Below are 26,108 nucleotides of genomic sequence, written 5' to 3'. Positions count from 1 at the left end.
GGCCGGCGTTATTTCGCTGTTTTGTACGGGAGCGCATGAATGAGACTGGTGATCGGCAACAAGACCTATTCCTCCTGGTCGCTCAGGGCCTGGGCGGCGGCGAAGCTTTCCGGGCTTGACTTCGAGGAGGTGCTGGTGCCGCTCGACACGCCGGAATTCGCCAGTCGGGTCAAGGCGATCTCTCCGGCGGCGCGGGTGCCGGTGCTGGTCGATGGCAAGCTTGCCGTGTGGGATTCCCTTGCGATCATCGAATATCTGGCCGAGCGGGCGCCGGCCGGGCGGTTGTGGCCGCTGGACGGGGCGGCGCGGGCGCGGGCGCGCTCGCTCTGCGCCGAGTTGCATTCCGGCTTTCCGGACCTGCGCGGGCATTACCCGATGAACCTGCGGCGCACGCCGGCGCCGCATCCGCGCTCGCCCGATGCCACGCGGGACATTGCGCGGATGCGGGAGATCTGGCGGGACTGCCGCGCCGACCATGCCGGGGAGGGGGATTTCCTGTTCGGGCCGTTTTCCGCCGCCGACTGTTTCTTCGCGCCCGTCGTCACCCGGTTTCTGACCTACCTGCTGCCGCTGGGCAAGGTCGAGCGCGCCTATGCGGAGGCGGTCATGGCGCATCCGATCCTGGCCGAGTGGCGGGGGGGGGGGGCGCGCGAGCCCTGGGTCGTCGACGCCGACGAGGTCGATTGAATGAAAAATAACACAATGAAATAAAAGAGAAATACGGATGGTATTGACTAAAACGTAAGCGTCATTCACTGTCCCGCTCAGCAAGAAACCGACAGGTCGGGAGCGGCGATATCCGTCTCATCCCGACAGCAACCGGGGGGATAACCAGGTGGCGATCCTGCGCAGCAATTCCACGACCCACGGGCCGGAGGTGGAGGCGAACCGCGCCGCCTGGGCCGAGCTTCGCGCCGACCTCTTGGGCAAGCGGCATGCGGCGGCGCTCGGCGGCCCCGAGCGGGCGCGCCAGCGGCATCTGGCGCGTGGCAAGTTGCTCCCGCGCGAGCGCGTCGCCCGGTTGCTCGATCCCGGCAGTCCGTTCCTGGAAATCGGCGGCCTCGCGGCCCATGGCCTCTATGACGACGCCATCCACGGCGCCGGGCTTATCACCGGCATCGGCCGGGTCTCGGGCCGCGACTGCATGATCGTGTGCAACGACGCCACCATCAAGGGCGGCACCTATTATCCGCTGACGGTCAAGAAGCACCTGCGGGCGCAGGAGATCGCCATGGAGAACCGGCTGCCCTGCATCTATCTGGTCGATTCCGGCGGCGCCAACCTGCCGAACCAGACCGAGGTGTTTCCCGACCGCGACCATTTCGGCCGGATCTTCTTCAACCAGGCCAACATGTCCGCGATGGGCATCCCGCAGATCGCCGTGGTGATGGGCTCGTGCACCGCCGGCGGGGCCTATGTCCCTGCGATGTCTGACGAAACCATCATCGTGCGGCAGCAGGGCACGATCTTCCTGGCCGGTCCGCCCTTGGTCAAGGCGGCGACCGGCGAGGAGGTTTCGGCCGAAGATCTGGGCGGCGCCGACGTGCATACCCGCATCTCCGGCGTTGCCGATCACTACGCGGTCGACGACGATCAGGCGCTGGCCCAGGCGCGCCGCATCGTCGCCAATCTCAACAGCACCAAGGCGCCGGATCTGGCGCTTATCCCCGCGCGGGCGCCGGCGGTCGATCCGCGCGATCTCGACGCGGTGGTGCCGGTCGACCTCAAGAAGCAATACGATATCCGCGAGGTCATCGCCCGCATCGTCGACGGCTCGGAACTCGACGAGTTCAAGGCGAATTACGGCACGACGCTGGTGACGGGCTTCGCCCGCATCCAGGGTATCCCCGTCGGCATCGTCGCCAACAACGGCATCCTGTTCTCGGAATCGGCGCTGAAGGGCGCCCATTTCATCGAACTGTGCTGCCAGCGCCGCATTCCGCTCCTGTTCCTGCAGAACATCACCGGCTTCATGGTCGGGCGGGAGTACGAGGCCGGGGGTATCGCCAAGGACGGCGCCAAGCTGGTGACGGCGGTCGCCTGCGCCAGGGTGCCGAAGGTGACGGTGATAGTCGGCGGCTCCTATGGCGCGGGCAATTACGGCATGTGCGGGCGCGCCTACGCTCCGCGCTTCCTGTTCATGTGGCCGAATGCGCGGATATCCGTGATGGGCGGCGAGCAGGCGGCGAGCGTGCTGGCGACCGTCCGGCGCGACAATATCGAGGGCGACGGCGGCAGTTGGAGCGCCGAGGAGGAGGCCGCCTTCAAGGCGCCGATCCGCGAGAAATACGAGGCGGAGGGCCATCCCTATTACGCCACGGCGCGGATGTGGGACGACGGCATCATCCTGCCGGAGGAGACCCGCACGGTGCTTGGCCTTGCCTTCTCCGCCGCGCTCAACGCCCCGGTTCCGGAGACCCGTTTCGGCGTCTTCCGCATGTAATCCCCGTCGCGGGCCGCGCATCCGGCCCCGCGCTCGCCTGCCCTTTCAACGAGGACCCACCCCATGCTGGACTCGGTGCTGATCGCCAATCGCGGGGAAATCGCCTGCCGCATCATCAAGACCGCGCGCCGTCTCGGCCTGCGCACCATCGCCGTCTATTCCGAGGCCGACCGCGACGCGCTGCATGTGCGCATGGCGGACGAGGCGGTCGCCATCGGTCCCTCGCCGAGCTCGGAGAGCTATCTGGTGGGCGCGCGCATCCTGGAGGCGGCCAAGGCGACAGGGGCGGCCTCGATCCATCCCGGCTACGGCTTCCTGTCGGAAAACGCCGCTTTTGCCGAGGCTTGCAAGGCCGCCGGCATCGTTTTCGTCGGCCCGTCGGCGGCGGCGATCCGCTCCATGGGGCTTAAGGACGGGGCCAAGGCGCTGATGGAGAAGGCCGGCGTGCCGGTGGTGCCGGGCTATCACGGCGAGCGGCAGGAGGCGGAGTTCCTCAAGCAGAAGGCCTATGAGATCGGCTATCCGGTCTTGATCAAGGCGGTTGCGGGCGGCGGCGGCAAGGGCATGCGCCGCGTGGACAAGGCGATCGAGTTCGAGGCCGCGCTCGCCTCGGCGCAGCGCGAGGCGAAGTCCGCCTTCGGCGATGCCCGGGTGCTGATCGAGAAATTTGTCCTCAACCCGCGCCACATCGAGATCCAGGTCTTCGGCGACGGCAAGGGCAATGCCGTGCACCTGTTCGAGCGCGACTGCTCGGCGCAGCGCCGCCACCAGAAGGTGCTGGAGGAGGCGCCGGCTCCCGGCATGACGCAGGAGACCCGCGCGGCGATGGGCGCGGCCGCGGTCGCGGCGGCCAAGGCCGTCAACTATGCGGGCGCCGGCACCATCGAGTTCATCGCCGACGGCTCGGGGACACTGCGCCCCGATGGGTTCTGGTTCATGGAAATGAACACCCGGCTGCAGGTCGAGCATCCGGTCACGGAGATGATCACCGGCCAGGACCTCGTCGAATGGCAGTTCCGCATCGCCTCCGGCGAGGGCCTGCCGCTGTCGCAGGAGGAGATCGCCATCAGCGGCCACGCGGTCGAGGTGCGGCTCTATGCGGAGGACCCGGATACGGGATTTCTGCCCTCGACCGGCCGGCTCGATCTGCTGGATCTGCCTGAAACTGAAGGCGTTCGCATCGATACCGGCGTCGAGACGGGGGCGGAAATCTCCGCCTTCTACGACCCGATGATCGCCAAGCTGATCGCTTATGGGCCGGATCGCCAGACGGCGCTCGACCGGCTGGCGGCGCAGTTCGACCGCTCGCTGATCGCCGGACCGAAGAACAATCTCGCCTTCCTTGCCGCGCTGGTCGCCCATGAGGAGGTGCGCCGGGGCGGCTTCGACACCGGGCTGATCGACCGCGACCTGGCCCGGCTGACCACCGGGCGGGTCGGCGAGGCAGCGATCGAGGCGGCGGTGGCGGCCCTGGTGCTGCCGGAAGCCGCGGCCGCGAGAGCCGGCTGGCAGGATCCTTTCGCGGCGACCAGCGGGTTCGAACTGGCCGGCATCCGGCGCATCGGCGTCGGTGTCGAGGTCGACGGCGAGCCGCGCGAGGTGACGATCTCCTGGTGGGGCGGCGAGGCCAGCGTTTCGGGCCCCAGCCATGACGCCCCACGGACGGGAGCCGGCCGGGTGGTGCGCAGCGACCGGGGCGTTTACGCGGTGGAGGGCGGGCGCGCCGTGCTGGTGACCTTGGTCGACCATCTCGCCCGGGTGGCGGAGGACGCGGAAGCCGCGTCCGCCGTCAAGGCGCCGATGCATGGCAAGGTCATTGCCGTCGATGTCGCGCCCGGCGACCGGGTGGGAAAGGGCGACCGGCTGGCGGTGGTCGAGGCGATGAAGATGGAACACGCCATCACCGCGCCGCGCGACGGCACGGTCGAGGCGGTCTTCGTCACCGAAGGGGCGCAGGTCGACCAGGGCGCGCCGGTGGTGGCGCTGGCGGACGAGGACTGACGCTTCTACGGCTCAGCGCATCGCCTGTGCATAGCGGGCAAGGCCGGCGCCTTGCGGGTTTGCCGTCGCGTGCGGAGCCCTATAACAGGAGGCATGCCGCTTCATCTGCTCAAGCTCTGCGTCGGCGTCGACGCCATCGAGGATCTCCAGGCCTGGATCGATTTCCGCCTGGAGGAGAAGCGGACGCGCGGCGAGCCGGTCGAGCAGTATCACACCACGCGGATGATCCCGACCCGGCGCGACGAGCTGCTGGGCGGCGGCTCGCTCTACTGGGTGATCAAGGGCACGATCCAGGCGCGCCAGCACCTCCTCGACATCCGCCCCTTCACCGACACATCCGGGGTCAAGCGCTGCCACCTGGTGCTGGAGCCGGTGCTGCATCCGACGCGGCCGCAGCCGCGCCGGCCGTTCCAGGGCTGGCGCTATCTCACCGACGAGGACGCGCCGGCCGACATCCGCCGGCTCGCCGGCGGCGGCGACATTCCCGAGGCGATGCGCCGGGAACTCGCCGAACTCTGCCTGATCTGATTGGTTTTCTTGCGAAACTCGCAGTCCGCTCAGGCCTGTTCCGCTCAGGCCCAGCCCGAGGCCGGGCGGGCGACCGCCATATTGTCGATCAGCCGCGTCGAGCCGAGCCTTGCGGCGACCAGCAGGCGGGCATTCGTGCTGTCGGGCCCGACGGGGGCCAGCGTCGCGGCATCGCGCAGCTCCAGATAGTCGACGGCAAAGCCGCCTTTGGCGAGCTGCGCCGTGCCGTCCGCCAGAACCGATGCCGCCGGCTCGCCGGCCTCGATGCGCGCGATCGCCTGGGTCAAGACCTGCGGGATCAGCGCGGCCGTCCGGCGGGCGCCGGCGTCGAGATAGCGGTTGCGCGAGGACATGGCGAGCCCGTCCGCCTCGCGCACGGTCGGCGCGCCGAGGATCTCGGTCGGAATGCCGAGATCGGTGACGAAGCGGCGCACGACGGCGAGCTGTTGGTAGTCCTTCTCGCCGAACACCGCGACATCGGGCAGGGCGGCGAGCAGCAGCTTGGTGACGACGATGGCAACGCCGTTGAAGAAGTGCGGGCGGGTGACGCTTTCCAGCCCGGCCGACGGACCGCCGACGGTGACGCCGGTGGCAAAGCCTTGCGGGTACATCTCGGCGACCGAGGGCAGGAACACGCCCTCCACCGACAGCTCTTCCAGCATGCGGATGTCGGCCTCGTTGTCGCGGGGATAGGCGTCGAAATCCTCCGTCGGGGCGAACTGGGTGGGATTGACGAAGATCGAGACGACCACGTGTTCGGCCCGCGCGCGGGCGGCGCGCACCAGCGACAGGTGGCCCTCGTGCAGGGCGCCCATGGTCGGCACCAAGGCGATGCGGCGTCCGGCGGCGCGGGCAGCGGCGATGCCCTGGCGCAGGTCGGCAACGGTCTCGTGAACCCTCGGCCTGGTCATGTCTTGCGGTATCCTCCAGTGTGCGACGCCGCTCCCGTGCCGGCGCCGGATACGGTGTTTAGCGCCTTTTGCGGTTGGCGTTTGGATTTTTCCGCAATGGGCGCCATATCAATTGCGACTGACTGAAATGCATGGCGGAACCGTAAGGAGCACTGGTGGACGAGGACCGCAGGATCGAGGCGACACGCAGCCGCAGCCCGGCCGGAACGAGCCAGGGCAAGGCCCCGGCGACCTCCGCCAGAAGCGCGATTTCCGCCTTCCTCGGCGCGGCGCAGGCGACCCGCAACGTCGCCACCGCGGGGCGGCTGGTGATCGCGCTGGACGCGACGATGAGCCGCCAGCCGACCTGGGACCGGGCCTGCGCCATCCAGGCGGAGATGTTCACCGCCGCCGGCAAGGTCGGGCGGCTTGCCATGCAGCTCGTCTATTTCCGGGGCTTCGGCGAATGCGCCGCCTCCAGATGGGTCGACGACGGCGAGACGCTCGCCGGGTTGATGACGCGGATCGACTGTCGCGGCGGCCAGACCCAGATCCGCAAGGTGCTGCGCCATGCCATCGACGAGACCCGCCGGCGCAAGGTGCAGGCGCTGGTCTATATCGGCGACTGCGTCGAGGAGGATGTCGACGCGCTCTGCGCCAGGGCGGGGGAGCTCGGGCTGCTCGGCGTGCCGGCCTTCATCTTCCAGGAAGGGGCGGACGCCCATGCCGAGACCGCCTTTCGCGAGATCGCAAGGTTGACGCGTGGCGCGCATTTCCGTCTCGACGGCTCGTCGGCGCGGGAGCTTGCCGAGTTGCTGAAGGCGGCGGCGGTCTATGCGGCGGCGGGGCGCGAGGGGCTGGAGCGGCTGACGCGCGGCGGCGACGGCGGGGCGAAGCGGCTGCTGCGGCATATGGGGTGAACCGATGGGCATGAGGTGGCGGGGCGCTCGTTTGCCGCCTCGTACGGGGACGACCGGCTCTTTATAGTGCCGATGGCTGCACGATTTGCGAAGACGGGGACTGGCATGGGATTTCTGCTGCTCGGCGTGGGGACGCTTGCCCTGCTGCTGGCGCTCGCGCACTACACGACACGGGCCAATCCGGGCGATCTTGCCCGCCAGCTCAAGACGGCCGGTGGCGTCGCCCTTCTGGCGCTGGCGGCGGTGCTGCTGGTGGCGCGGCGGATCGACCTGGCGCTGCTGGCCGGCGGCTTCGGGCTGACGCTGCTCGGGCTGCGGCGCGCCCATGGCTTCAAGCCGGCGGGCGAGGGGCAGAACGGGGGAAGCGGAGCGACCTCGACGGTGCGCTCCGCTTTCCTGGAGATGCGCCTCGACCACGACAGCGGGGCCATGGCGGGCGAGGTTCTGGTCGGCCACTTCGAGGGGCGCAGCCTCGACAGCCTGTCGCGCGGGGAGCTTGCGACGTTGTACCGGGAACTGTCCGGCGATGCGGACAGCCGCGCCTTATTTGAGGCTTATCTCGACCGCCGGGAGCCCGGCTGGCGTGTAGACTTCGAGGCGGATGCCACAGCGGGGCATGGAAGCCCGCCGGGCACGGGCGCCATGACCGAGCAGGAGGCCTACGAGGTTCTGGGGCTTGCGCCCGGCGCCGGCGAGGCGGAAATCCGGGCGGCGCACCGCAGATTGATGAAGCGCGTCCATCCCGATCAGGGGGGGAGCGGATTTCTCGCTGCCAAACTCAACGAGGCGAAGGCCCTGCTTCTCGATCGTCATTGAACTCACCAGTACGCGTAACAAGTTGATCTGGGTTTCAGACGGTCCGTCCCACTACTGATACACGGCGTAGCAGTTGAACCGCTTCTGCTTCAGGTCGCGGCAGGCGTTCCAGGCCGCGGTCTTGGTCTCGAACCCGACGAAGCGGGCGCGATAGAGGGTGGAGCCGCCGGAATCGACCGGCTCGGTATAGGGGTCGTAGCCGCGCAGCTTCGGTCCGAGCGCGCCCTGCGCCCGCTTCAGCATGGCGACGGCGGCATCCTCGCTTTCGGCGGCGGCGATCTGCACCTGCCAGCCCGGCGCCGGATCGGCGGCGTTGTTGGCGGCGACGGTCACCGAGGAATTGGCCGGCGCGTCGGGCAGATCGGCTCTCGCCTGCTGCTGGGCCTGCTGCTGCTGGGCCTTTTGCCGGGCCGGCTGCGGGTCGGGCAGGGTGGCGGCGACCGCCTCGTCGGTGAGGGCGGCAACGCGGATGGTCTGCGTGCGCACCGTACGCACGGCCGGTATCGGCGCGGGAACCGCCGGTTGCGATGCCGCGATGTTCGGAGCCGAGCCCTGCGGAACCATGTCGGTACCGGCCACTTCCATCGCCTTGCGGTGCAGGATCGCCTTGAGGTCGGGCTTCTGCGGCACCGGCGCAATCGAGCCGGTGACGATGTCGGCGCCGGCGTCGGCCGCGCGGACAGCCGGAACGGCAGGCGCAGCCGGGGGAGCCGCCATGGGAGCCGCTGCGGGGGCGACGCGGGCGGCGGGAGCCGCCACCGGCACGGCGCTGGCGGCTTGGCTGAGCGCCGCCATCTGCATCACCTGCTCCTGCGGCTTCAGGCCGGGGACGGGCACGTTGCGCAATTCGGCGAAGGCGAGCGGCTTGGGCGTGACCTTCGGCGTGGCGGCCGCCTGGCTGCGGGACGCCGGGGCACTGGCCGCCGGAGCGCTGGCGACCAGCATCGGCGCGGTGCGGTTGCCGCGGGTTGCCTTGGGCAGGTACTGGGCGATCAGCTTTTCCATCTGCGCGTTGCGCGAGGCGCCGGTGCGCCCGCCCATCACCACGGCGACGACGTGGCGGCCATCGGTGTTCACATTGGTGACCAGGTTGAAGCCGGAGGCGCGGATGAAGCCGGTCTTGATGCCGTCGACGCCCTTGACCCGGCCGAGCAGGCGGTTGTGGTTGCCGTAGCGCTGGCCCTTATAGGTGTAGACCCGGGTATTGAAGTACTTGTAATACTTCGGGAAACGCTCCTGGATCGCGCGGCCGAGCAGGGCCATGTCGCGGGCCGTCGTCTTCTGCGCATTGTCCGGCAGGCCGGACGGGTTGCGGAAGGTGGTGCTCTTCATGCCGATCTGGCGGGCGGTGCGGGTCATCCGCTGGGCGAAGGCCGGCACGGAGCCGCTGACATTCTCGGCGACGACGACGGCGACGTCATTGGCCGACTTGGTCACCAGCGCCAGGATCGCATCCTTCGCGGTGATGGTGCTGCCCGGCTTCAGGCCGAGCTTGGAGGGCGGGCGGCTCGCGGCGTATTGCGAGACCTTGAGCCGGGTCTGCAGCGACATGCGGCCGGCCTCGAGCTCCTCGAACAGGACGTAGAGCGTCATGATCTTGGTGAGCGAGGCCGGATAGCGGGCCGTATCGGCCTTGTAGCTGTAGAGCGTGCGCCCCGACTTCACGTCGACGACGATGCCCGAGTATTTCGGATTGGCGAAAGCTGGAGCGGACAGCATCGCGGTCAGCGCCAGGGCCATGGCGGCCAGAAGCACTCCGCGGGTTCCGATTGCAAGGGCGCGCCCGACGCGCCGCACACCTTTACTCAGCACAATTTCACCCCACTCGGGTCCAGGTGTTTCGTTTGCGGTGCGATCCGGATCCCCGCCAGCCCCGGCCGGATGTCCCGCGTGTTGCCTCATGATGCCCGAAATACGGTTACGAATGTCCAAACGCAGTCGTCGAGCGAAACCGATTTCCGAGATTTTTAGCCGCGTTGTCGCCGGCTTTCATGATGGCGAAGAGTCGCAAAAGGCGGTTAATGCGCCGTTACCGGAGATCTCCGCCGCACGACAACCGTCGCGCGAAACGGCAGCGGCGAACCGGGCCGGTCAAAAACGCAAGGCAGGACGGGGACTTGCCGTGGAAGCGGCGGATCGGCCCCACTGGCGCGCCGCGGCCGGGCTCCTTCGCCGGCTATGCTGCACTGCAAAATGACTCTTGACAAAATTTGTGCATCGCATATATCTCTTTTCGTTATCGCAAGGCTCGACGTTGAGGCGTGCTTTGGGGAAATCCTCCGCGGATCTTCCTCTGGCGCCCCGAACATTCGGGCGCGTCGCATACCGGGCCCGGCGAGGCCGGACCGGACCGGAATACCGGGGCAATGCCGGAACACCGGGGCAATCAAGAGGCCGCAAGGCCGCAAGGCAAACGCTCAGAGGTCACAGATGATGAACAATTTCGAAGACATCCAGAAGCTCGGCAAGGACAACATGGACGTCGTCATGCAGAGCTTCGGCGCCATGACCAAGGGCTTCCAGGCGATCGCCTCGGAAGTGGCCGACTACCAGAAGAAGTCCTTCGAGGACAGCACCGCCGCTGTCGAGAAGCTGGTCGCCGCCAAGTCGCTCGACAAGGCCTTCGAGGCCCAGAGCGAATTCGTCAAGACCGCCTATGAGGGCTTCGTCGGCGAGGTCACCAAGATCGGCGAGATGTACAGCGACCTGGCCAAGGACGCCTACAAGCCCTACGAGGCCGCCTTCTCCAAGGCCGGCAAGTAAGCTTCCGTCTCTGAAGACGATCCCGGCGGCACGCCGCCGGGCCTTCGACCCGCGGCCCTGTCCGCGGGTTTTTTGTTGCCTGCGCCGTTCCGTCGCGGCTGCGGCCGTTTCCCGCGCCAGGTCGCGGCTCTTCCTCCCAACAATTCGGCGTGTTGCGCGTGCGAATGCACATCGCCGCCATTGAGCTTGGCGCAGGATGCCATACATTAGATGGACGCGCGGGCAGGTCGCCGAAACGGCTGTCCCGAGGGGCGGCGTGCCCTGGGCGGCGTGCCTGGGGTGGCGTGCTTGGGGCGCAGCGGCCGTGCCGCGGTCGTCGCAGGGGCCATCTCCCAGCAGGACTGCAGGCGCTCGCCGGCCGAACCTTGCGGGCCAGACGTTGCTGGTCAGGCCGTTCGGGCCAGACCTTGCGGCTTTCCGAGGGACAGGTCCGCCGCAGGACAGGCGATTGCGGAACAGGCGATTGCAGGACAGGCGATTGCGGAACAGGCGATTGCGGGACAGGGCGATGGAGAGCCAATGACCAACGGACCTCAGCGCGGCAACGGCGACGACACGGGCAACCTGGTCGTCACCAAGACGCGGACTGTCGCCAAACGGCCGAACCTGTACCGTGTCCTGTTGCTGAACGACGACTACACGCCGATGGAATTCGTCGTGCACGTGGTGGAGCGGTTCTTCCAGAAGAACCGCGAGGAAGCCACGCGCATCATGTTGCACGTCCATCACCACGGCGTCGGGGAGTGTGGTGTTTTTACCTATGAGGTGGCGGAGACCAAGGTCACTCAGGTCATGGACTTTGCCCGCAAACACCAGCATCCTCTGCAATGCGTGATGGAAAAGAAATAGGGGTCGCCCGTGCCGTCATTCTCCCGAAGCCTTGAAAAGGCCCTGCACCAGGCGCTCTCGTTCGCGAACGAGCGTCAGCAGGAATACGCGACCTTGGAGCACCTGCTCCTCGCGTTGATCGACGACCAGGACGCCGCCGCGGTGATGCGCGCCTGCAATGTCGATCTCGACGTGCTGAAACGCAATCTCGTCGAATATATCGATACCGAACTCGAGAACCTGGTGATCGAGGGCGATGACGATTCCAAGCCGACGGCCGGATTCCAGCGCGTCATCCAGCGCGCCGTGATCCATGTCCAGTCGTCGGGCCGGGAGGAGGTGACGGGCGCCAACGTGCTCGTCGCCATCTTCGCCGAGCGGGAAAGCCATGCGGCCTATTTCCTGCAGGAACAGGACATGACCCGCTACGACGCGGTCAACTACATCTCCCATGGCATTGCCAAGCGCGCCGGCATGTCCGAAGCACGTCCCGTTCGCGGCGCCGACGAGGAAGCGGCGACGGAGGAAGGCGTGGAAAAGCCTAAGCAGAAGACGGATGCGCTTGAGGCCTACTGCGTCAACCTCAACGAGAAGGCCAAGTCCGGCCGTATCGATCCGTTGATCGGACGCGATGCCGAGATCTCGCGCACCATTCAGATCCTGTGCCGCCGCTCGAAGAACAACCCGCTCTTCGTCGGTGATCCGGGCGTCGGCAAGACCGCCATCGCCGAAGGCCTCGCCAAGCGGATCGTCGACGGCGACGTGCCGGAGGTGCTGCTGGACGCGACGATCTTCTCGCTCGACATGGGCGCGCTGCTCGCCGGCACCCGCTATCGCGGCGACTTCGAGGAGCGGCTGAAGCAGGTCGTCAAGGAGATCGAGGACTATCCCGGCGCGGTGATGTTCATCGACGAGATCCACACGGTGATCGGCGCCGGCGCCACCTCGGGCGGGGCGATGGACGCCTCCAACCTGCTCAAGCCGGCGCTCGCCTCCGGGACGATCCGCTGCGTCGGCTCGACCACCTACAAGGAATACCGCCAGTTCTTCGAGAAGGACCGCGCCCTGCTGCGCCGGTTCCAGAAGATCGACGTCAACGAGCCGACCATCTCGGACACGGTGGAGATCCTCAAGGGGCTGAAGCCCTATTTCGAGACCTTCCACAAGGTCCGCTACACCAACGAGGCGATCAAGACGGCGGTGGAGCTGTCGGCCCGCTACATCAACGACCGCAAGCTGCCGGACAAGGCCATCGACGTGATCGACGAGTCCGGCGCCTCGCAGAAGCTCGTTCCCGAGGCGCGTCGTCGCAAGACCATCGGCGTCAAGGAGATCGAGACCACGGTCGCCTCGATGGCGCGCATCCCGCCGAAGTCGGTGTCCAAGTCCGACGCGGAGGTGCTGTCGAACCTCAACGCCACCTTGAAGCGCATGGTCTACGGCCAGGACGAAGCCATCGAGACGCTGGCGAGCGCCATCAAGCTCGCCCGCGCCGGCCTGCGCGAGCCGGACAAGCCGATCGGCAACTACCTGTTCTCCGGCCCGACCGGCGTCGGCAAGACCGAGGTCGCCCGTCAGCTTGCCGCCTCGCTCGGCGTCGAGCTGCTGCGCTTCGACATGTCGGAATATATGGAGCGCCACACGGTCTCGCGGCTGATCGGCGCGCCTCCCGGCTATGTCGGCTTCGATCAGGGCGGCTTGCTGACCGATGGCGTCGACCAGCATCCGCATTGCGTGCTGCTGCTCGACGAGATCGAGAAGGCGCATCCGGACCTGTTCAACATCCTGCTGCAGGTGATGGACCACGGCCGGCTGACCGACCACAACGGCAAGCAGGTCGACTTCCGCAATGTCATCCTGATCATGACGACCAATGCGGGCGCCTCGGACATGGCCAAGCCGCCGATCGGCTTCAACCGGGTCAAGCGCGAGGGCGAGGACCAGGAGGCGATCAACCGCCTGTTCACGCCGGAATTCCGCAACCGTCTCGACGCGGTCATCGCCTTCGGCAGCCTGCCGACGGAGGTCGTGCACCGGATCGTCGAGAAGTTCGTAATGCAGCTCGAGGCGCAGCTTGCCGATCGCGGCGTCACCTTCGAGCTGACCGACAACGCCATCGCCTGGCTCGCCGACCAGGGCTATGACGAGCGCATGGGCGCGCGTCCGCTCGCCCGGGTGATCCAGGAGCACATCAAGCGGCCGCTGGCCGACGAGGTGCTGTTCGGCAAGCTCAAGAAGGGCGGCACGGTCAAGGTGTCGGTGTCGGAGGATGCGGCCGGCCTGCTGCTGGAGACGGTCGAGGACACTCCGGTCAAGCCGAAGGCGGAAAAGCCCAAGGCTGCGCGTCCGAAGCGGCGGCGCAAGCCGGCGGCGAAGAAGGTCGAGGTCGCCGCTCCGTCGAAGAAGGGCGGATCGGCCAAGAAGAGCCTCGTCCCGAAGGTGCCGCTGGCCGACTGAAGACGGCGGACGATCATTGCCGCGCTTGCGCGCGGCCTCGCGGAACGGCGCCCCTGCGGCGCCGTTTTGCATTTTTGCCTCGACCTGCTAGGTAGGAAGTCCCCTGGCCGGCCCGCCTCCCTGTGGCCGGCGCCCTGTCTTGCGGTTTCGTTTCATGCCGACGCCCCCGTCCGCACCCCCGACACGTTTGCCGGAGCCCCCGGAGGACGGCAGCGACCTGCCGGCCCGGATCTGGGTTCTGCGCGGTGTCCGGGCGGCGGTTTCCATCCCCGCGCTGATCCTTGCCGCCGCCTTTGTCGGCTATGCCGGCCTTGCCCGCGAAAGCGGCTTCACCCTCGGCGAGACGCTGGCGATGGCTGGCCTCGTCTGGGCGCTGCCGAGCGTCGTCGTGCTGACCGGCGCGATCACCGCCGGCATGGGCCTGGTGCCGGCGGCCATCGCCGTGGCGCTCGCCTCGGTGCGCCTGATGCCGATGACCATGGCCTTGATGCCGATCCTGCGGGTGGACGGCAAGACGCCGCGCTGGCAGTTGCTGGTCGCCTCGCATTTCGTCGCGGTGACCGCCTGGGTCTGGGCCATGCGGCATCTGGAGGACCATCCGCGCGAGGCGCGGCTGCCGTTCTTCCTCGGCTTCGGCGCCAGCCTGACCCTCTTCGTCTTCGTCATGACCGGCGTCGCCTACCTGCTGGTGGAGGGCATGCCGGCGCTGCCCTCGGCGGCGCTGTTCCTGCTGACGCCGGTCTATTTCCTGTGCTCGCTGTGGGGCGCGGCGCGCATTTCCGCCGACAAGGCGGCGATGGCGGCCGGGCTGCTGCTCGGGCCGCTGTTCTACATGCTGCTGCCCGGCCTTGATCTGTTGTGGACCGGGCTGGTCGGCGGCACGCTCGCCTATCTCGGCACGCGCATCGCGCGGCGGGGGTGGCGATGACCGGCGCCGAGGCCTGGTGGTGGCCCTATGTGATGATCGTGGTGGCCGGCTGGCTCGCCACCGACATCTGGCGCTGGCTCGGGGTGCTGGCCAGCGGCCGGCTGCGCGAGGACAGCGAGGTGATGATCTTCGTGCGCGCGGTCGCCACCGCACTGGTCGCCGGCGTCATCGCCAAGCTGATCCTGTTTCCCGCCGGCGCGCTGCAGACCACGCCGATGGCCTTGCGGATCCTGGCCGCTGCCTGCGGCTTTGCCGCCTTCTTCGCTTCCCGGCAGAAGGTGGTGGTGGGCGTTGCCGTCGGCGAGGTCGTGCTGATCGGCGGCTGGCTGCTGCTCGGCCTTGGCTGAGGACAACGTGCCTGACAGGATGGGCTGCTGACACGAGGCTGTCAGCAGGGGGCTGCTAATCCAGGGATGCGACGGCGCGATAGCGCGCCGCCGGTTTGACCTCAAGGAGACCGCATGTCCGACACACGTTCCGCCGACAAGCTGACGCTGCACTACGCCCCGCGCAGCCGCGCCAGCACCACCCGCGTGCTGCTTGACGAACTCGGCGCGCCCTACGACCTGCATGTTCTGAACATGCGCGCCGGCGAGCTGCAGTCGCCCGACTATCTGGCGATCAATCCGCTCGGCAAGGTGCCGGCGCTGACCCATGGCGACACGGTGGTGACCGAATCCATCGCCATAGCGCTTTATGCCGGCGATCTCTTCCCGCAGGCGGGGCTGACCCCGGCCATCGGCGATCCGCGCCGCGGCGCCTATCTGCGCTGGATGGTGTTCTATGCCGCCAGTTTCGAGCCGGCCCTGATAGACAAGTTTCTTGGCCACGATCCCGGACCGCAGTCGCCCTATGGCACCTACGACAAGGTGATGGAGACGCTGGCCGAGCAGCTCGGCAAGGCGCCCTACATCCTCGGCGACGAGATCACCGTCGCCGACATCCAGTGGGGCTCGGCGCTGCGCTGGACGCTGATGTTCAAGCTGGTGCCGGACCTGCCGGTCTTCACCGACTATGCCGGGCGCATCACCTCGCGGCCGAGCTTCCGGCGCGTCCACGAGGACGAGGGCCGGCTCGACGCCGAGCACGAGGCCGCCGCCGCGCAGGCGAGCGGCGGCAACTGAGCCTCGGCGTTCGCTCAGGCGAGAGCGGCGCGGATCTTGTCGGCATTGGCCGCCAGCACCGCCTGGTCGGCCATCTCGCCGGTATGCGGGCGCATCGCCACACCGGCAAAGCGCGGGATGACATGGATATGGGTGTGGAACACCACCTGTCCGCCCGCGCTTTCCGAAAACTGCTGGATGGTGGTGCCGTCGGCGTCGAAGGCGCGCACCACCGCATGCGCCATCTTCTGCACGGTCTTCATCACCGCGTTGAGATCGTCCTCGGCGATGTCGAGGATGTTGCGCGAAGGGGCCTTCGGAATCACCAGCACATGGCCGTCGCCGCGCGGCATGATGTCCATGATGACGAGGGTCCTGTCGTCCTCGTACACCTTCTGCGCGGGCAGTTCGCCGCGCAGGATCTTGGCGAAGACATTCTGGTCGTCATAGGCGGCAGCTTCGATCGGCATGGCTTTCTCCGGTAGGGCCCTGGCGGGCGAACTTGGGTGTCCCTTGGCAGCACAGCCGCCGCCGGCGTTCAAGTTCAGAATCAGAGTCAAGCTGAGAAATCGATTCAACGACGGCTCGCGGGTGGCGCCAAGGCCGCCTGAGCCGGCCTCGCATCTCGATTCAACGGCGGCGAAAAGACGAGTCGGCAGAATCGCTTGGGCCAGGGTCTTCAGGCTTTCCTGAAGGGCGAATGCTCGTCGCGGATATAGGCGCCTTCCTGCTCCACCGCCCGGCGCTCGCGCGCCAGATAGTCGGCGACCGCGTCCCGCAGTCCCGGATGGGCGATGTAGTGGGCAGAGCGCGTCAGGCTCGGCAGATAGCCGCGCGCCAGCTTGTGGGCGCCTTGGGCGCCGGCCTCGACGCGGGGCAGGCCATGCTCGATCGCATGGTCGATCGCCTGATAGTAGCAGACCTCGAAATGCAGGAACGGGTGCTCCTCAAGGCAGCCCCAGTTGCGCCCGAACAGGGCCTGCGAGCCGACGAGGTTCAGCGCGCCGGCAATGTAGCGCCCCTGGCGCCGCGCCATCACCAGCAGCACCCGCCCGCCCAGCCGCTCGCCGAGCAGCGAGAAGAAGCGGCGGTTGAGATAGGGGCGGCCCCATTTGCGCGCGCCGGTGTCCTCGTAGAAGGCATGAAAGGCGTCCCAATGCGCCTCCGTGAGGTCGCTGCCGGTCAGCCGCTCGATCTCGATGCCGCCGGCCACCGCCTCGCGCCGTTCCTTGCGGATCTGCTTGCGCTTGCGCGAGGCGAGGTCTTCCAGGAACCCCTCGAAATCGGCATAGCCCCGGTTCTCCCAGTGGAACTGCTGGTCGGTGCGCAGCAGATAGCCGTGCTCGCCCGCAGCCCCCCACTCGTCCTCTTCCATGAAGGTGATGTGGGCGGAGGAGGCCTCGCGCAGCGCGCAAAGGTCCCGGAGCCCCTGCGCCAGCGCGGCGATGGCCGCCGGCCGGTCGATATTGGTGCCGGTCAGGAAGCGCCGGCCGGTCGCCGGGGTGAAGGGCACCGCGCACTGGAGCTTGGGATAATAGCTGCCGCCGGCCCGCTCATAGGCGTCCGCCCAGGCGTGGTCGAAGACATATTCGCCCATCGAGTGGGACTTCAGATAGCAGGGCAGGGCGGCGACGGCGCGCCCCTCCGGGTTTTCCAGGACGAGGTGCTGCGGCAGCCACCCGGCGCGCCGGCCGACGCAGCCGGATTCCTCCAGGATCGACAGGAAGTCGTGCGAAATGAAGGGGTTGAAGGCGGTTTGCGGAGAAACTGAGTCAGCGCCTGGAGAATCAGATTCAAGTGGGGCGGGCGACAGCTTGCCGCCCGGCTCCAGCCGCCAGCCGGGATTGGCGAGCGCGTCCCACTCTTCGCGCGGAATGTCGGAAAGCCCGCCGATCGCCTTCAGGCGGAACGTGCGGGTGTCGTCGTCGCATGCGCTCACTTGGCAGGCCTTCAACGCTTGCGGCCCGCGTGGGAAGAGGCGCTGCGGGCCGGGTGGGGAACTCGCCCGTCAAATCTAGTGCGCTGCACGCGTGCTGCAAAGGCGCCGCGTCAGGTGCCGCGTCAGGAGGAGGGGGCGGCGTCCGGATCGAAGCCTTCGAAGACGATCTGGTCGGCGAAGGCGCGGGCGCGGGCAAGGTCGTCCGGGGTGCGCACCGTCCAGGCGATCAGCGGCAGGCCGAACGCCTTGCGCAGCACCGTCGGGGCGAGCGCCGGCAGGTCCTTCACCCAGTAGGAGACGAAGCTCGGCCGGGTGCGGACACTGTGCAGCATGTGGCGCAGGGCGAAGCGCTCGACGCGGCTGGCATGGCCCCAGTCCTTCAGGTCGCGGGCGCCGTCGCCGAGCGCGCCGCGCGGGATGTCGGGGGCGGCCTCGCGCATCAGGGCCAGCATTTCCGGGTCGAAGGACTTCACCGCGACCGGGCCGGAATAGCGGCCAAGGCTGGCGGCGATGGCGGCGATGAAGGCGCGCTCGGGCCGGCGGCCGAAGCGCGACTTGATCTCGATGCAAAGGCCCGCCTTGCCGTCCACCTGGGCGAGCAGGTCGTCCAGCGTCCACAGCCGGTCGTCGGTACCGCGCAAGGCGATGCGGGTGAGCTCGGCGGCGCTGCGCTGGCGTACCGGTCCGCTTTCGAAGGTCAGCCGGTCCAACTCGTCGTCATGGAAGACGATCGGCACGTCGTCGGCGCTCTGCTGCAGGTCGACCTCGATGGCAAAGCCCTTGTCGACGGCCGCCTGCACGGCGCTCTGGCTGTTCTCGATACAGCCGCGCGAGGCGTCGTGATAGCCGCGATGGGCGATGGGACGGCTGGTCAGCCAGGAAATGTCACGCATCGTGGTGTCCGCCGTCCCGCCGCCGTTACTCGACCTCGAAGATCGCCTCGACCTCGACGGCGACGCCGAAGGGCAGGCCGGCGACGCCGACGGCCGAACGGGCATGGCGGCCGCGCTCGCCGAGCGCCTCGACGAGGAAGTCGGAGGCACCGTTCATCACCTTCGGCTGGTCGCCGAAGTCGGGCGCGGAATTGACGAAGCCGACGATCTTGACGAGGCGCACGACCTTGTCGAGGTCGCCGAGCGCGGCCTTGGCCTGGGCCAGCAGGTTGATGGCGCACAGCCGCGCCGCCGCCTGGCCGTCCTCGATCGAGGTGCCGGCGCCGAGCTTGCCCTGGAACTGGATGCCGTCCGGACCCATCGGGATCTGGCCGGAGATGAAGAGCTGGTTGCCCGTGCGCACGAAGGGCACGTAGTTGGCCGCCGGCGCCGCCGCCTTGGGAAGGGTGACGCCCAGTTCGGCGATGCGTGCCTCGATCTGACCCGACATTGCGGTCCTCCTTTGGATTGTCGGCGGCGACATTGGCGCAAATCCCGTGTGGCATCAAGCCGCCTGCCGGGCGGGAGGGGAGAAACGGGTGGATGATCGGCACGGCCACCGCGCGCATGCGATAAATGGGTCTGGTCGGCGCGCGCCGGATCGGCAAGACTAGGGCTCGGATTGCTCCAAGGAGACAGGCTTCATGTTTCATACCCACTGGACGCGCCCGCTTCCCCTGGCCGGGCTCGGCGTCCTGCTGGCGCTGGCCGGCGCGCCTGCGACCGCGCTCGCGGGAGCGCCGCTGCAGCCGCACCGCGCCGTCTACGACCTCGGCCTGACCGACAGCGCGGCGGCCGCCGGCATGGCGGCGGTGCGCGGGCGCATGGTCTACGAGTTCACCGGCAATGCCTGCGAGGGCTACAGCATCGCCTTCCGTTTCGTCACCCAGATGGCGGACGAGAGCGGCGGCACGCGGGTCACCGACCTGCAGACCAGTTCCTTCGAGGAGCCGGCCGGCAAGAGCTTCCAGTTCCTCTCCAAGACCTTCATCAACCAGCAGCTCAGCGAGGAAACGCGGGGCCGGGCCGAGCGGACGCCGCAGGCCATCGCCATCGACCTGAAGAAGCCGAAGGACCATGCGGTGACGCTGGCCGGCTCGGCGCTGTTCCCGACCGAGCATCTGATGACCCTGCTGGAGCGGGCGCGCGGCGGCGAGACGATCTTCGTCGCCGACCTGTTCGACGGCTCGGAGACCGGCGAGAAGATCTACGGCACCACGGCGGTGATCGGCCCGCGCCGGGAGGGCGCAGGCGATGTCGGCCGCGACGATCCGGCCGCCGTCGGGGCCATCGGGGCGGGCGCCCACTGGCCGGTGACGATCTCCTATTTCGACGAGAGCAAGGGCGACGGCGGCGAGGGCACGCCGATCTACCAGCTCAGCTTCCTGCTCTATGACAACGGCGTCAGCCGCCGCCTGGTGCTCGACTACGGCGATTTCGAGCTGCGCGGAAACCTTGTCGAACTGACGCCGATGCAGGCCAGCGCCTGCGACCGGTAAGCGGCGTTTCGAGCTAGGGGTGCGGGCGGAAGACCCCGTCCGCACCCGGTTGCGTCGGCGGTCGATCAGCGGATCGGGGGAGCGAACTGGATGCCGCCCTGCGACCACAGCGCGTTGACGCCGCGCGGGAGCTGCATCGGGCTGCCGGCGCCCAGGTTCCGGTCAAAGGACTCGCCGTAATTGCCGACATGGCGGACGATCCGGGCGACCCAGTCGTTGGTCAGGCCGAGATTCTTGCCGAACTCGCCTTCCAGGCCGAGCAGCCGGCGGATCTCCGGATTGTCGCTGGTCTCGGCGATCGCGTCGACATTGGCCTTGGTTACGCCGAGTTCCTCCGCATTGACCATCGCGAACACCGTCCAGCGGACGATGTCGAACCAGACGTCATCGCCCTGGCGGACATAGGGGCCGAGCGGCTCCTTGGAGATGACGCCGGGCAGCAGCATATGCGCGTCCGGCTCGGCCATCTTCAGGCGGTAGGAGACGAGCTGCGACATGTCGGTCGTCAGCGCGTCGCAGCGCCCGCTCTCATAGGCCTTCACCGTGTCGTCGATGCTCTGGAAGGTGACGAGCTGGTAGGTCATGCCGTTGACGCGGAAATAGTCGGCAAGGTTCAGCTCGTTGGTGGTGCCCTGCACGGTGCAGATCGAGGCGCCGTTCAGATCGCGGATCGTCTCCACGCCGAGGTCGCGGCGCACCTGGAAACCCTGGCCGTCGTAGTAGTTGACGGCGGTGAAATCGAGGCCGATGCCGGCATCCCGGCCGAGCGTCCAGGTCGTGGTGCGCGGCAGCACGTCGATCTCGCCGGTCTGCAGTGCCACGAGACGGTCCTTGCTCGACAGCGGCACGAAGTCCGCCTTCTGCGGATCGTCGAAGATCGCCGCCGCCAGCGCCCGGCAGACGTCGACGTCGAGGCCGGTCCATTCGCCCTTGTCGTCGGCCATGCTGAAGCCGGCGATGCCGGTGCTGGTTCCGCAGACCAGCCGCCCGCGATCCTTGACGATGTCGAGCGTGTCCTTCGCCAGCGCCGCATTGCCGAGCAGCAGCGTTCCCGCCACTGCGGCCAAGGCCAGTCTGATGCCAGATGATGCCATTCCATGTTCTCCGGTTGGGTCGTGTTTTCAGGTCAAGGGCGCGGGCCTGCCCCGCGCCCTTCCGCTGGCGGCACGCGCTACAGGTCCATGACCTCGTAGCGGCCATGCGCCGTTGGCCTCGGTGTCGGATCGTCGCTGATGGCGATGAGTTCCGCCGGTTCGGCGCGGGGGGCGGCGTCGCCCTCGCGCCAGATCCAGTAGTGGTTCTCGGGCAGTCCGTTGACCGCGACGACCTTGTGGTTTCCCTGCGCGTCGATGGCGTGGATGGTGACGCGGCCGATCAGGCCGCCGACCAGCCGGCGCATGTCCTCGACCGCCTCGTAGACGGCATCCGCGACCGAAAACCCCATCTTCATGTAGAGAACGACCGCCCGCGACGTGCCGGCGCGGATGGTCATCTCGCCGACGCCGGTGCAGGCGCAGGCGCCATAGCGGCTGTCCGCATAGGAGCCGGCGCCGATCGCCGGGCTGTCGCCAAGGCGTCCGGGATATTTCCAGCCCCAGCCTGAGGTGCTGGTCGCCGCGGCGATGTCGCGGTTGCGGTCCTGTCCGAGAAACACCGTCGTGTCGCGGCCAAGCTCCGGGTCGATCGCCTGCTTGCACAGTTCGCGCATCGGCACGTTCGGCCAGTTCCGGCGGTCGGCCTCGCCGACTTCGGTGGCGAACCAGCGCTCCCAGGCGTTTTGCGCGTGCGGCATCAGCAGTCCGCCGGCCTCCGCGCCGATCTCGGCGGCAAAGCGGCGCGCGCCGTCGCCGACGAGGACCTCGTGCGGCAACTGCTCCATCACCTGTCGGGCGATGCTCACCGGATGCAGGAAGCCGGTGAGGGCGCCGACGGCGCCGGTGCGGAATGTCGTTCCGTCCATGACCGAGGCGTCGAGCTCGACGGTGCCCAGAAGATTGGGCCAGCCGCCGCGGCCGACGGTGCGCACGCTCTCGTCCGCCTCGACCAGGCGCAGGCCCGCCTCGAGCGCGTCGAGCGCGGAGCGGCCCTCGGCCAGGAGCCGCGCCGTCGTCGGAATGCCGCAGCCCCCCTCGTTGTTGGAGACGACGATCATGCCGGCCTTGCCTGTGTGTGAGCGGTCTGTTGACTCATTTTGTATCCAGTTATTTGAGAGCCATTCTGCCTATTTTTTGGCGGTTTATCGCCGAATTTTTCAATATTCGGCAGATGCGAAGAGCGACAGTATGGCAGATTCTCTGAGGGATTGGATTCAATTTTTTCGAGGGCGAAAGGCTGCTATCATCGCGGCGGGCGACGGGCTATGCCTTGCCCGACCGAGACCGCAACAGAGGCGCGTTCTGCCGATGACATCGAGTGCAGCATCAGGGACCCTGGCGGGGCCCGCATCGAGCGAAGCCTCGACCGGGCGCCGCAAGACGACGAGCGCCCAGGTGGTCGACCGGCTGCGCGAGCGCATCCTCAGCGGGGACCTGCCGGAGGGCGCGCAGTTGCGGCAGGAGAAGCTGGCGAGCGAACTCGGTGTCAGCCGCGTGCCGGTGCGCGAGGCGCTGCATCAGCTTGAGGCGGAAGGGCTGGTGACGCTGGTCACCCACAAGGGCGCGGTGGTCTCGGGGCTCTCGGTCGACGATCTGGAGGAGACCTACGAGATCCGGGCCCAGCTCGAAGGCTGGTTGCTGGAGCAGGCCATGCCGATCCTCAGCGAGCGGGACTATGCCCGCGCCGAAGCGCTGGTCGTGGAGATGGAGAGCGACCTGCGCGACGAGAGCTGGTCGGATCTCAACTGGCGCTTCCACGCGACGCTCTATGCGCCGGCGAACCGGCCGCGCACGCTGGAGCTGGTGCACAAGCTCTACCGCAATGCCTATCGGCATTTTCCCTTGCCGATCCGGCTGACCGGCGGACGCGAGCGGATGAGCCGCGAGCACCGGATGCTGGTCGAGCTGTGCCGCAAGGGCGATGTCGCTGCCGCCCGCGAGCACCTGACGACGCATATCCTGCTGGGCGCGCGGACGCTGATTTCCCGGCTCAAGGCCTTGCGGCAGAAGGAAGCGGCGGACGAGAGCGGCCGTTAGCGGTCGCGCTGGCGGCGCGGGTCGCCGGCCTTGGTGAGGCCGAGTTCGACCGCTTGGCTGCCGAATTTCGAGCGCAGCGCGTCGATGGCCCGCTCGGCCCTGGCGCGCTGGCCGGCGGCCGGGTCGACCAGGTCGTCCGGGTCGGCCCGCGTGCCGTCGCTCAGTTCCGACAGGCCGATGCCGATCAGGCGGAAGCGGCGGCCGTCCGCGGCGCCCTTCAGCAAGTCCTCGCCGGTGCGGAAGATGCGGTCGGCAAGCTGCGTCGGATCAGCGAGGCTGCGCGAGCGGGTGAGGATGCGGAAGTCCGGCGTCTTCAGCTTCAAGGTCACGGTGCGCCCGGCGAGATCCGCCGCCTTCAGCCGCGCCGAGACCTCTTCCGCCAGCCGCCGCAGGATGGCGCGCAGCGTCCCCAGATCGGAAATGTCGGTGTCGAAGGTCGTCTCGCTCGACACGCTCTTGGTCTCGCGGCTCGCCGAGACCGGCCGGTCGTCGCGGCCATGGGCAAGGCTCGCCAGCCGCAGGCCCATCGCGCCGTAACGGCGGGCAAGGTCGACCGGGTCCATCGTCTGCAATTGGCCGATGGTGATCAGCCCGTCGGCGGCGAGCTTCTGCTGGAACACCTTGCCGACGCCCCAGATCAGCCCGATCGGCTGCCCGGCAAGGAAGCTTTTCGCCTCCGCCGCGCCGATCACCGAGAAGCCGCGCGGCTTGTCGAGATCGGAGGCGATCTTGGCGAGGAACTTGTTGGGCGCAAGCCCGACGGAGACGGTGACGCCGACCTCCTCCTCGATGGAGCGGGCGAAGCGGGCGAGCGTTTCCGCCGGGCTCGCGTGGTGCAGCCGCTCGGTGCCGGTCAGGTCGAGAAACGCCTCGTCGATCGACAGCGGCTCGACCAGCGGCGTCAGGGCCCGCATCCGCTCGCGGATGTCGCGGCCGACACGGGCATATTTCGCCATGTCCGGCTTGATCACCACCGCGTCGGGGCACAGTTCGCGCGCCTTGAACATCGGCATGGCCGAGCGCACGCCCTTGATGCGGGCGATGTAGCAGCAGGTCGAGACGACGCCGCGGGTGCCGCCGCCGACGATCACCGGCCGGTCGGTGAGCTCCGGATTGTCGCGCTTTTCCACCGAGGCATAGAAGGCGTCGCAGTCGATATGGGCGATCGACAGGCTGTCGAGCTCGGGATGGGAAAGCACGCGCGGACTGCCGCAGGCGCGGCAGCGCAGAAAGCTGCCGCGCAGTGCCGCCGGCGCCCGGGTCAGGCAGTCGCGGCACAGCACGGTGCCGGCGCGGGGGGCTTGCGCGCCGTCCGCTCGATCTCCCCCAACAGGCGCTGCGCCCGACATGTCCCGCGGCTCCGGTCCTTCGGCGGCGGGGTGGGCTCTCAGCCGCCGATCACCTGGCGAATATACGTTGCCGCCGTGTTCCAGTCATGGGTCTTGAGGCCGGTTCCCGCGATATCCTCCGCCCCGGCGAAGAAGCGCCGGTCGGCGATGAAATGCACCAGGGTGCTGCCCGCATGGCTGTCGCGCACCGAGCGGATATTGGCGGGGCTGTCGTCGATGAAGACGACCGGCGCGCTGCGCCCGGCGGCAAGGGCTGCCACCGCGCCGCCCTTGGGGCCGGAATTGGTGATGAGCGGATAGGTCATGCCGTGGCTGGTGAGGGTGCGGATGCGGCCCTCGCGGTTCCAGTCGCCGGGCAGGTTGGTGAGGAACACCACGTCGGCGACCCCGGCAAGGCCGGCCAGCGCGTCGGCGGCGCCCGGCACCGGCTGCTGCCGCTCGACCCATTCGTCGAAGAAGGCCTGGATCAGCGCCCGCACCACCACCGCCTCCAGCAGCGTGCCGGCGGCATCGGCGATGTTGCCGGTGAGCTTGTAGTCGTGGCTGAGGAAGCGGTGGCCGGAGCGGCCCATATGCTCCTCCAGATGGACGAGGAACAGCAGCGCCACCTCGTCGACGTCGCAGATGACCAGCGGCCGGGCAGGGCGCGCGGGCTGTGCCGCGTGCAGCCGGCGGATCTGGTCGAGCGTTGCCGGCAGCACCGGGGTCGGCGCGCTCATGCGCCGCTGTCCCCGGATCCGTCCCCGAAGCCGTCCGCGCCATGGGCGGTATCGAGCGCGTGGCGGGCGGTGGCGATGGTGGTCGGGCGCAGGCCGCGCGCCTCGCAGAAGGCGAGCAGCAGGGCCTCGTGGCCCATGTAGAATTCCAGCACGCCGATCAGGAAGCCGGGCTCGCTCGCCGCCTGGCGCAGCTCCGCCGGGCCGATGCCGGCGAGAGCCAGGAAGCGGCCGAGATGCTCCATGTCATGGGCGAGATAGCCGAGCGCGTCGGCGGCGACCGCCTCCGCTTCCTCGGGTCCCAGCCGGGATGAATGCCGCGCGATCATTCGCGTTTGCCTTTCCGAAACGAATTCCCTCTACGATATATGGTACCTATCGTGGGTAAGGGGCCGACGCCAGTCACGCTCTCGCCAAGCCGGCACGGGTCTCGTGCCGGCATGTGAGCCGCGGGTAGGCCGGGCGCGGGGACGAAGGCGAATACTATGGCTAAAACCGTGCTGATTGTTGAGGATAACGAACTCAACATGAAGCTGTTTCACGATCTTCTCGAGGCGCATGGCTATCAGACGCTGCAGACCCGCACGGGGATGGAAGCGCTGGAGCTGGCGCGCGAGCATCGTCCGCAACTGATTCTCATGGACATCCAGTTGCCGGAGGTTTCCGGCCTCGAAGTCACCAAGTGGATCAAGGAAGACGACGACCTCAAGGCGATCCCGGTCATCGCCGTCACCGCCTTCGCCATGAAGGGGGACGAGGAGCGGATCCGGCAGGGCGGCTGCGAGGCCTATATCTCCAAGCCGATCTCGGTCGCCAAGTTCCTGGAAACCGTTCGTTCCTATCTGGGCGACTGACCGACGGACGG

The 26,108-nt window shown here is 68.1% G+C and carries 26 protein-coding genes; 15 read left to right on the top strand and 11 right to left on the bottom strand.

From position 1 onward, the window contains the following. Positions 1–39 precede the first annotated feature (39 nt). The 4 genes from TSB10P1A_RS16715 (at position 40) to TSB10P1A_RS16700 (ending at position 4,972) form a co-directional block, all read left to right on the top strand. The gene (locus tag TSB10P1A_RS16715) at positions 40–687 is read left to right on the top strand and encodes a glutathione S-transferase family protein (RefSeq protein ID WP_186389083.1); all 648 of its coding nucleotides are present in this window, start codon (positions 40–42) and stop codon (positions 685–687) included. Positions 688–835: 148 nt separating this feature from the next. Next, complete coding sequence (locus tag TSB10P1A_RS16710; RefSeq protein WP_186389082.1) at positions 836–2,443, top strand: carboxyl transferase domain-containing protein; 1,608 nt, start codon at positions 836–838, stop codon at positions 2,441–2,443. A gap of 63 nt (positions 2,444–2,506) precedes the next feature. Next, entirely contained in the window at positions 2,507–4,444 is a 1,938-nt protein-coding gene (locus TSB10P1A_RS16705) for a biotin carboxylase N-terminal domain-containing protein (RefSeq protein ID WP_186389081.1), read from the top strand. Between the two features lie 93 nt (positions 4,445–4,537). Beyond that, the gene (locus TSB10P1A_RS16700) at positions 4,538–4,972 is read left to right on the top strand and encodes a DUF1489 family protein (protein WP_186389080.1); all 435 of its coding nucleotides are present in this window, start codon (positions 4,538–4,540) and stop codon (positions 4,970–4,972) included. Positions 4,973–5,016: 44 nt separating this feature from the next. On the opposite strand, the gene panC is transcribed toward TSB10P1A_RS16700, so the two are convergent. After that, complete coding sequence (panC, locus tag TSB10P1A_RS16695; RefSeq protein ID WP_186389079.1) at positions 5,017–5,883, bottom strand: pantoate--beta-alanine ligase; 867 nt, start codon at positions 5,881–5,883, stop codon at positions 5,017–5,019. A gap of 152 nt (positions 5,884–6,035) precedes the next feature. Here panC and TSB10P1A_RS16690 point away from each other — a divergent pair, with 152 nt between their 5' ends. After that, complete coding sequence (locus TSB10P1A_RS16690; protein WP_371515141.1) at positions 6,036–6,782, top strand: VWA domain-containing protein; 747 nt, start codon at positions 6,036–6,038, stop codon at positions 6,780–6,782. A gap of 105 nt (positions 6,783–6,887) precedes the next feature. After that, entirely contained in the window at positions 6,888–7,598 is a 711-nt protein-coding gene (locus TSB10P1A_RS16685; protein ID WP_186389078.1) for a DnaJ domain-containing protein, read from the top strand. A 51-nt stretch (positions 7,599–7,649) separates the two neighbouring features. Here the strand turns inward: TSB10P1A_RS16685 and TSB10P1A_RS16680 are convergent, their stop codons facing one another. Next, positions 7,650–9,353: a D-alanyl-D-alanine carboxypeptidase gene (locus TSB10P1A_RS16680; RefSeq protein WP_208987127.1), complete on the bottom strand. Its 1,704-nt coding sequence runs from the start codon at positions 9,351–9,353 to the stop codon at positions 7,650–7,652. A 678-nt stretch (positions 9,354–10,031) separates the two neighbouring features. Between TSB10P1A_RS16680 and TSB10P1A_RS16675 the strand changes: the two genes are divergently transcribed. The 6 genes from TSB10P1A_RS16675 to TSB10P1A_RS16650 all read left to right on the top strand — a co-directional run bounded on the left by TSB10P1A_RS16675 (position 10,032) and on the right by TSB10P1A_RS16650 (position 15,698). Then, positions 10,032–10,361, top strand: a complete 330-nt coding sequence (locus tag TSB10P1A_RS16675) for a phasin family protein (RefSeq protein ID WP_186389190.1) — start codon at positions 10,032–10,034, stop codon at positions 10,359–10,361. Positions 10,362–10,880: 519 nt separating this feature from the next. Further along, positions 10,881–11,210 carry an ATP-dependent Clp protease adapter ClpS gene (clpS, locus tag TSB10P1A_RS16670; protein ID WP_186389077.1) on the top strand — a complete coding sequence of 110 codons (330 nt, stop codon included), beginning with the start codon at positions 10,881–10,883 and terminating at the stop codon, positions 11,208–11,210. Between the two features lie 9 nt (positions 11,211–11,219). Beyond that, the gene (clpA, locus tag TSB10P1A_RS16665; RefSeq protein ID WP_186389076.1) at positions 11,220–13,646 is read left to right on the top strand and encodes an ATP-dependent Clp protease ATP-binding subunit ClpA; all 2,427 of its coding nucleotides are present in this window, start codon (positions 11,220–11,222) and stop codon (positions 13,644–13,646) included. 154 nt (positions 13,647–13,800) lie between these two features. Further along, on the top strand, positions 13,801–14,574 hold the full coding sequence (locus TSB10P1A_RS16660; RefSeq protein WP_186389075.1) for an AzlC family ABC transporter permease: 774 nt from the start codon (positions 13,801–13,803) through the stop codon (positions 14,572–14,574). After that, positions 14,571–14,921, top strand: coding sequence for an AzlD domain-containing protein (locus TSB10P1A_RS16655; RefSeq protein WP_186389074.1), 351 nt, complete (start codon positions 14,571–14,573; stop codon positions 14,919–14,921). The genes TSB10P1A_RS16660 and TSB10P1A_RS16655 overlap by 4 nt, the downstream gene beginning before the upstream one ends. 114 nt (positions 14,922–15,035) lie before the next feature. Then, positions 15,036–15,698 carry a glutathione S-transferase family protein gene (locus tag TSB10P1A_RS16650; protein ID WP_186389073.1) on the top strand — a complete coding sequence of 221 codons (663 nt, stop codon included), beginning with the start codon at positions 15,036–15,038 and terminating at the stop codon, positions 15,696–15,698. A 14-nt stretch (positions 15,699–15,712) separates the two neighbouring features. Here the strand turns inward: TSB10P1A_RS16650 and TSB10P1A_RS16645 are convergent, their stop codons facing one another. The 4 genes from TSB10P1A_RS16645 to TSB10P1A_RS16630 form a co-directional block, all read right to left on the bottom strand. Next, positions 15,713–16,141 carry an HIT family protein gene (locus TSB10P1A_RS16645; protein ID WP_186389189.1) on the bottom strand — a complete coding sequence of 143 codons (429 nt, stop codon included), beginning with the start codon at positions 16,139–16,141 and terminating at the stop codon, positions 15,713–15,715. Between the two features lie 215 nt (positions 16,142–16,356). Further along, on the bottom strand, positions 16,357–17,616 hold the full coding sequence (locus TSB10P1A_RS16640) for a GNAT family N-acetyltransferase (protein WP_186389072.1): 1,260 nt from the start codon (positions 17,614–17,616) through the stop codon (positions 16,357–16,359). A 122-nt stretch (positions 17,617–17,738) separates the two neighbouring features. Beyond that, the gene (locus tag TSB10P1A_RS16635; RefSeq protein WP_186389071.1) at positions 17,739–18,509 is read right to left on the bottom strand and encodes a glycerophosphodiester phosphodiesterase family protein; all 771 of its coding nucleotides are present in this window, start codon (positions 18,507–18,509) and stop codon (positions 17,739–17,741) included. Positions 18,510–18,534: 25 nt separating this feature from the next. Beyond that, complete coding sequence (locus TSB10P1A_RS16630) at positions 18,535–18,999, bottom strand: RidA family protein (protein WP_186389070.1); 465 nt, start codon at positions 18,997–18,999, stop codon at positions 18,535–18,537. A gap of 193 nt (positions 19,000–19,192) precedes the next feature. Between TSB10P1A_RS16630 and TSB10P1A_RS16625 the strand changes: the two genes are divergently transcribed. Then, the gene (locus TSB10P1A_RS16625) at positions 19,193–20,047 is read left to right on the top strand and encodes a cell envelope integrity EipB family protein (protein ID WP_186389069.1); all 855 of its coding nucleotides are present in this window, start codon (positions 19,193–19,195) and stop codon (positions 20,045–20,047) included. A 65-nt stretch (positions 20,048–20,112) separates the two neighbouring features. Here TSB10P1A_RS16625 and TSB10P1A_RS16620 read toward each other — a convergent pair whose 3' ends face one another. Further along, positions 20,113–21,141 (bottom strand): amino acid ABC transporter substrate-binding protein, encoded by a 1,029-nt coding sequence (locus TSB10P1A_RS16620; protein ID WP_186389068.1) that lies wholly within the window; start codon positions 21,139–21,141, stop codon positions 20,113–20,115. A 77-nt stretch (positions 21,142–21,218) separates the two neighbouring features. Further along, a complete protein-coding gene (locus TSB10P1A_RS16615) occupies positions 21,219–22,199 on the bottom strand; it encodes a N(4)-(beta-N-acetylglucosaminyl)-L-asparaginase (RefSeq protein ID WP_186389067.1) in 981 nt (326 codons plus the stop codon). A 250-nt stretch (positions 22,200–22,449) separates the two neighbouring features. On the opposite strand from TSB10P1A_RS16615, the gene TSB10P1A_RS16610 reads away from it, so the two are divergent. Next, on the top strand, positions 22,450–23,178 hold the full coding sequence (locus tag TSB10P1A_RS16610; RefSeq protein WP_186389066.1) for a GntR family transcriptional regulator: 729 nt from the start codon (positions 22,450–22,452) through the stop codon (positions 23,176–23,178). Here TSB10P1A_RS16610 and TSB10P1A_RS16605 read toward each other — a convergent pair. The 3 genes from TSB10P1A_RS16605 to TSB10P1A_RS16595 are packed head-to-tail and all read right to left on the bottom strand — an operon-like array spanning position 23,175 to position 25,572. Further along, positions 23,175–24,527: a DNA polymerase IV gene (locus TSB10P1A_RS16605; RefSeq protein ID WP_186389065.1), complete on the bottom strand. Its 1,353-nt coding sequence runs from the start codon at positions 24,525–24,527 to the stop codon at positions 23,175–23,177. The genes TSB10P1A_RS16610 and TSB10P1A_RS16605 overlap by 4 nt on opposite strands. A 38-nt stretch (positions 24,528–24,565) precedes the next feature. Then, the gene (locus TSB10P1A_RS16600) at positions 24,566–25,246 is read right to left on the bottom strand and encodes a hypothetical protein (protein ID WP_186389064.1); all 681 of its coding nucleotides are present in this window, start codon (positions 25,244–25,246) and stop codon (positions 24,566–24,568) included. Further along, entirely contained in the window at positions 25,243–25,572 is a 330-nt protein-coding gene (locus TSB10P1A_RS16595; RefSeq protein ID WP_186389063.1) for a DUF3572 domain-containing protein, read from the bottom strand. The genes TSB10P1A_RS16600 and TSB10P1A_RS16595 overlap by 4 nt, the downstream gene beginning before the upstream one ends. A 156-nt stretch (positions 25,573–25,728) precedes the next feature. On the opposite strand from TSB10P1A_RS16595, the gene TSB10P1A_RS16590 reads away from it, so the two are divergent. Beyond that, positions 25,729–26,097 carry a response regulator gene (locus TSB10P1A_RS16590; protein ID WP_186389062.1) on the top strand — a complete coding sequence of 123 codons (369 nt, stop codon included), beginning with the start codon at positions 25,729–25,731 and terminating at the stop codon, positions 26,095–26,097. Positions 26,098–26,108 lie beyond the last annotated feature (11 nt).

This window comes from Stappia sp. TSB10P1A (assembly GCF_900185725.1).
Taxonomy (GTDB): domain Bacteria; phylum Pseudomonadota; class Alphaproteobacteria; order Rhizobiales; family Stappiaceae; genus Stappia.
This window is presented reverse-complemented; position numbering and strand designations above follow the sequence as displayed.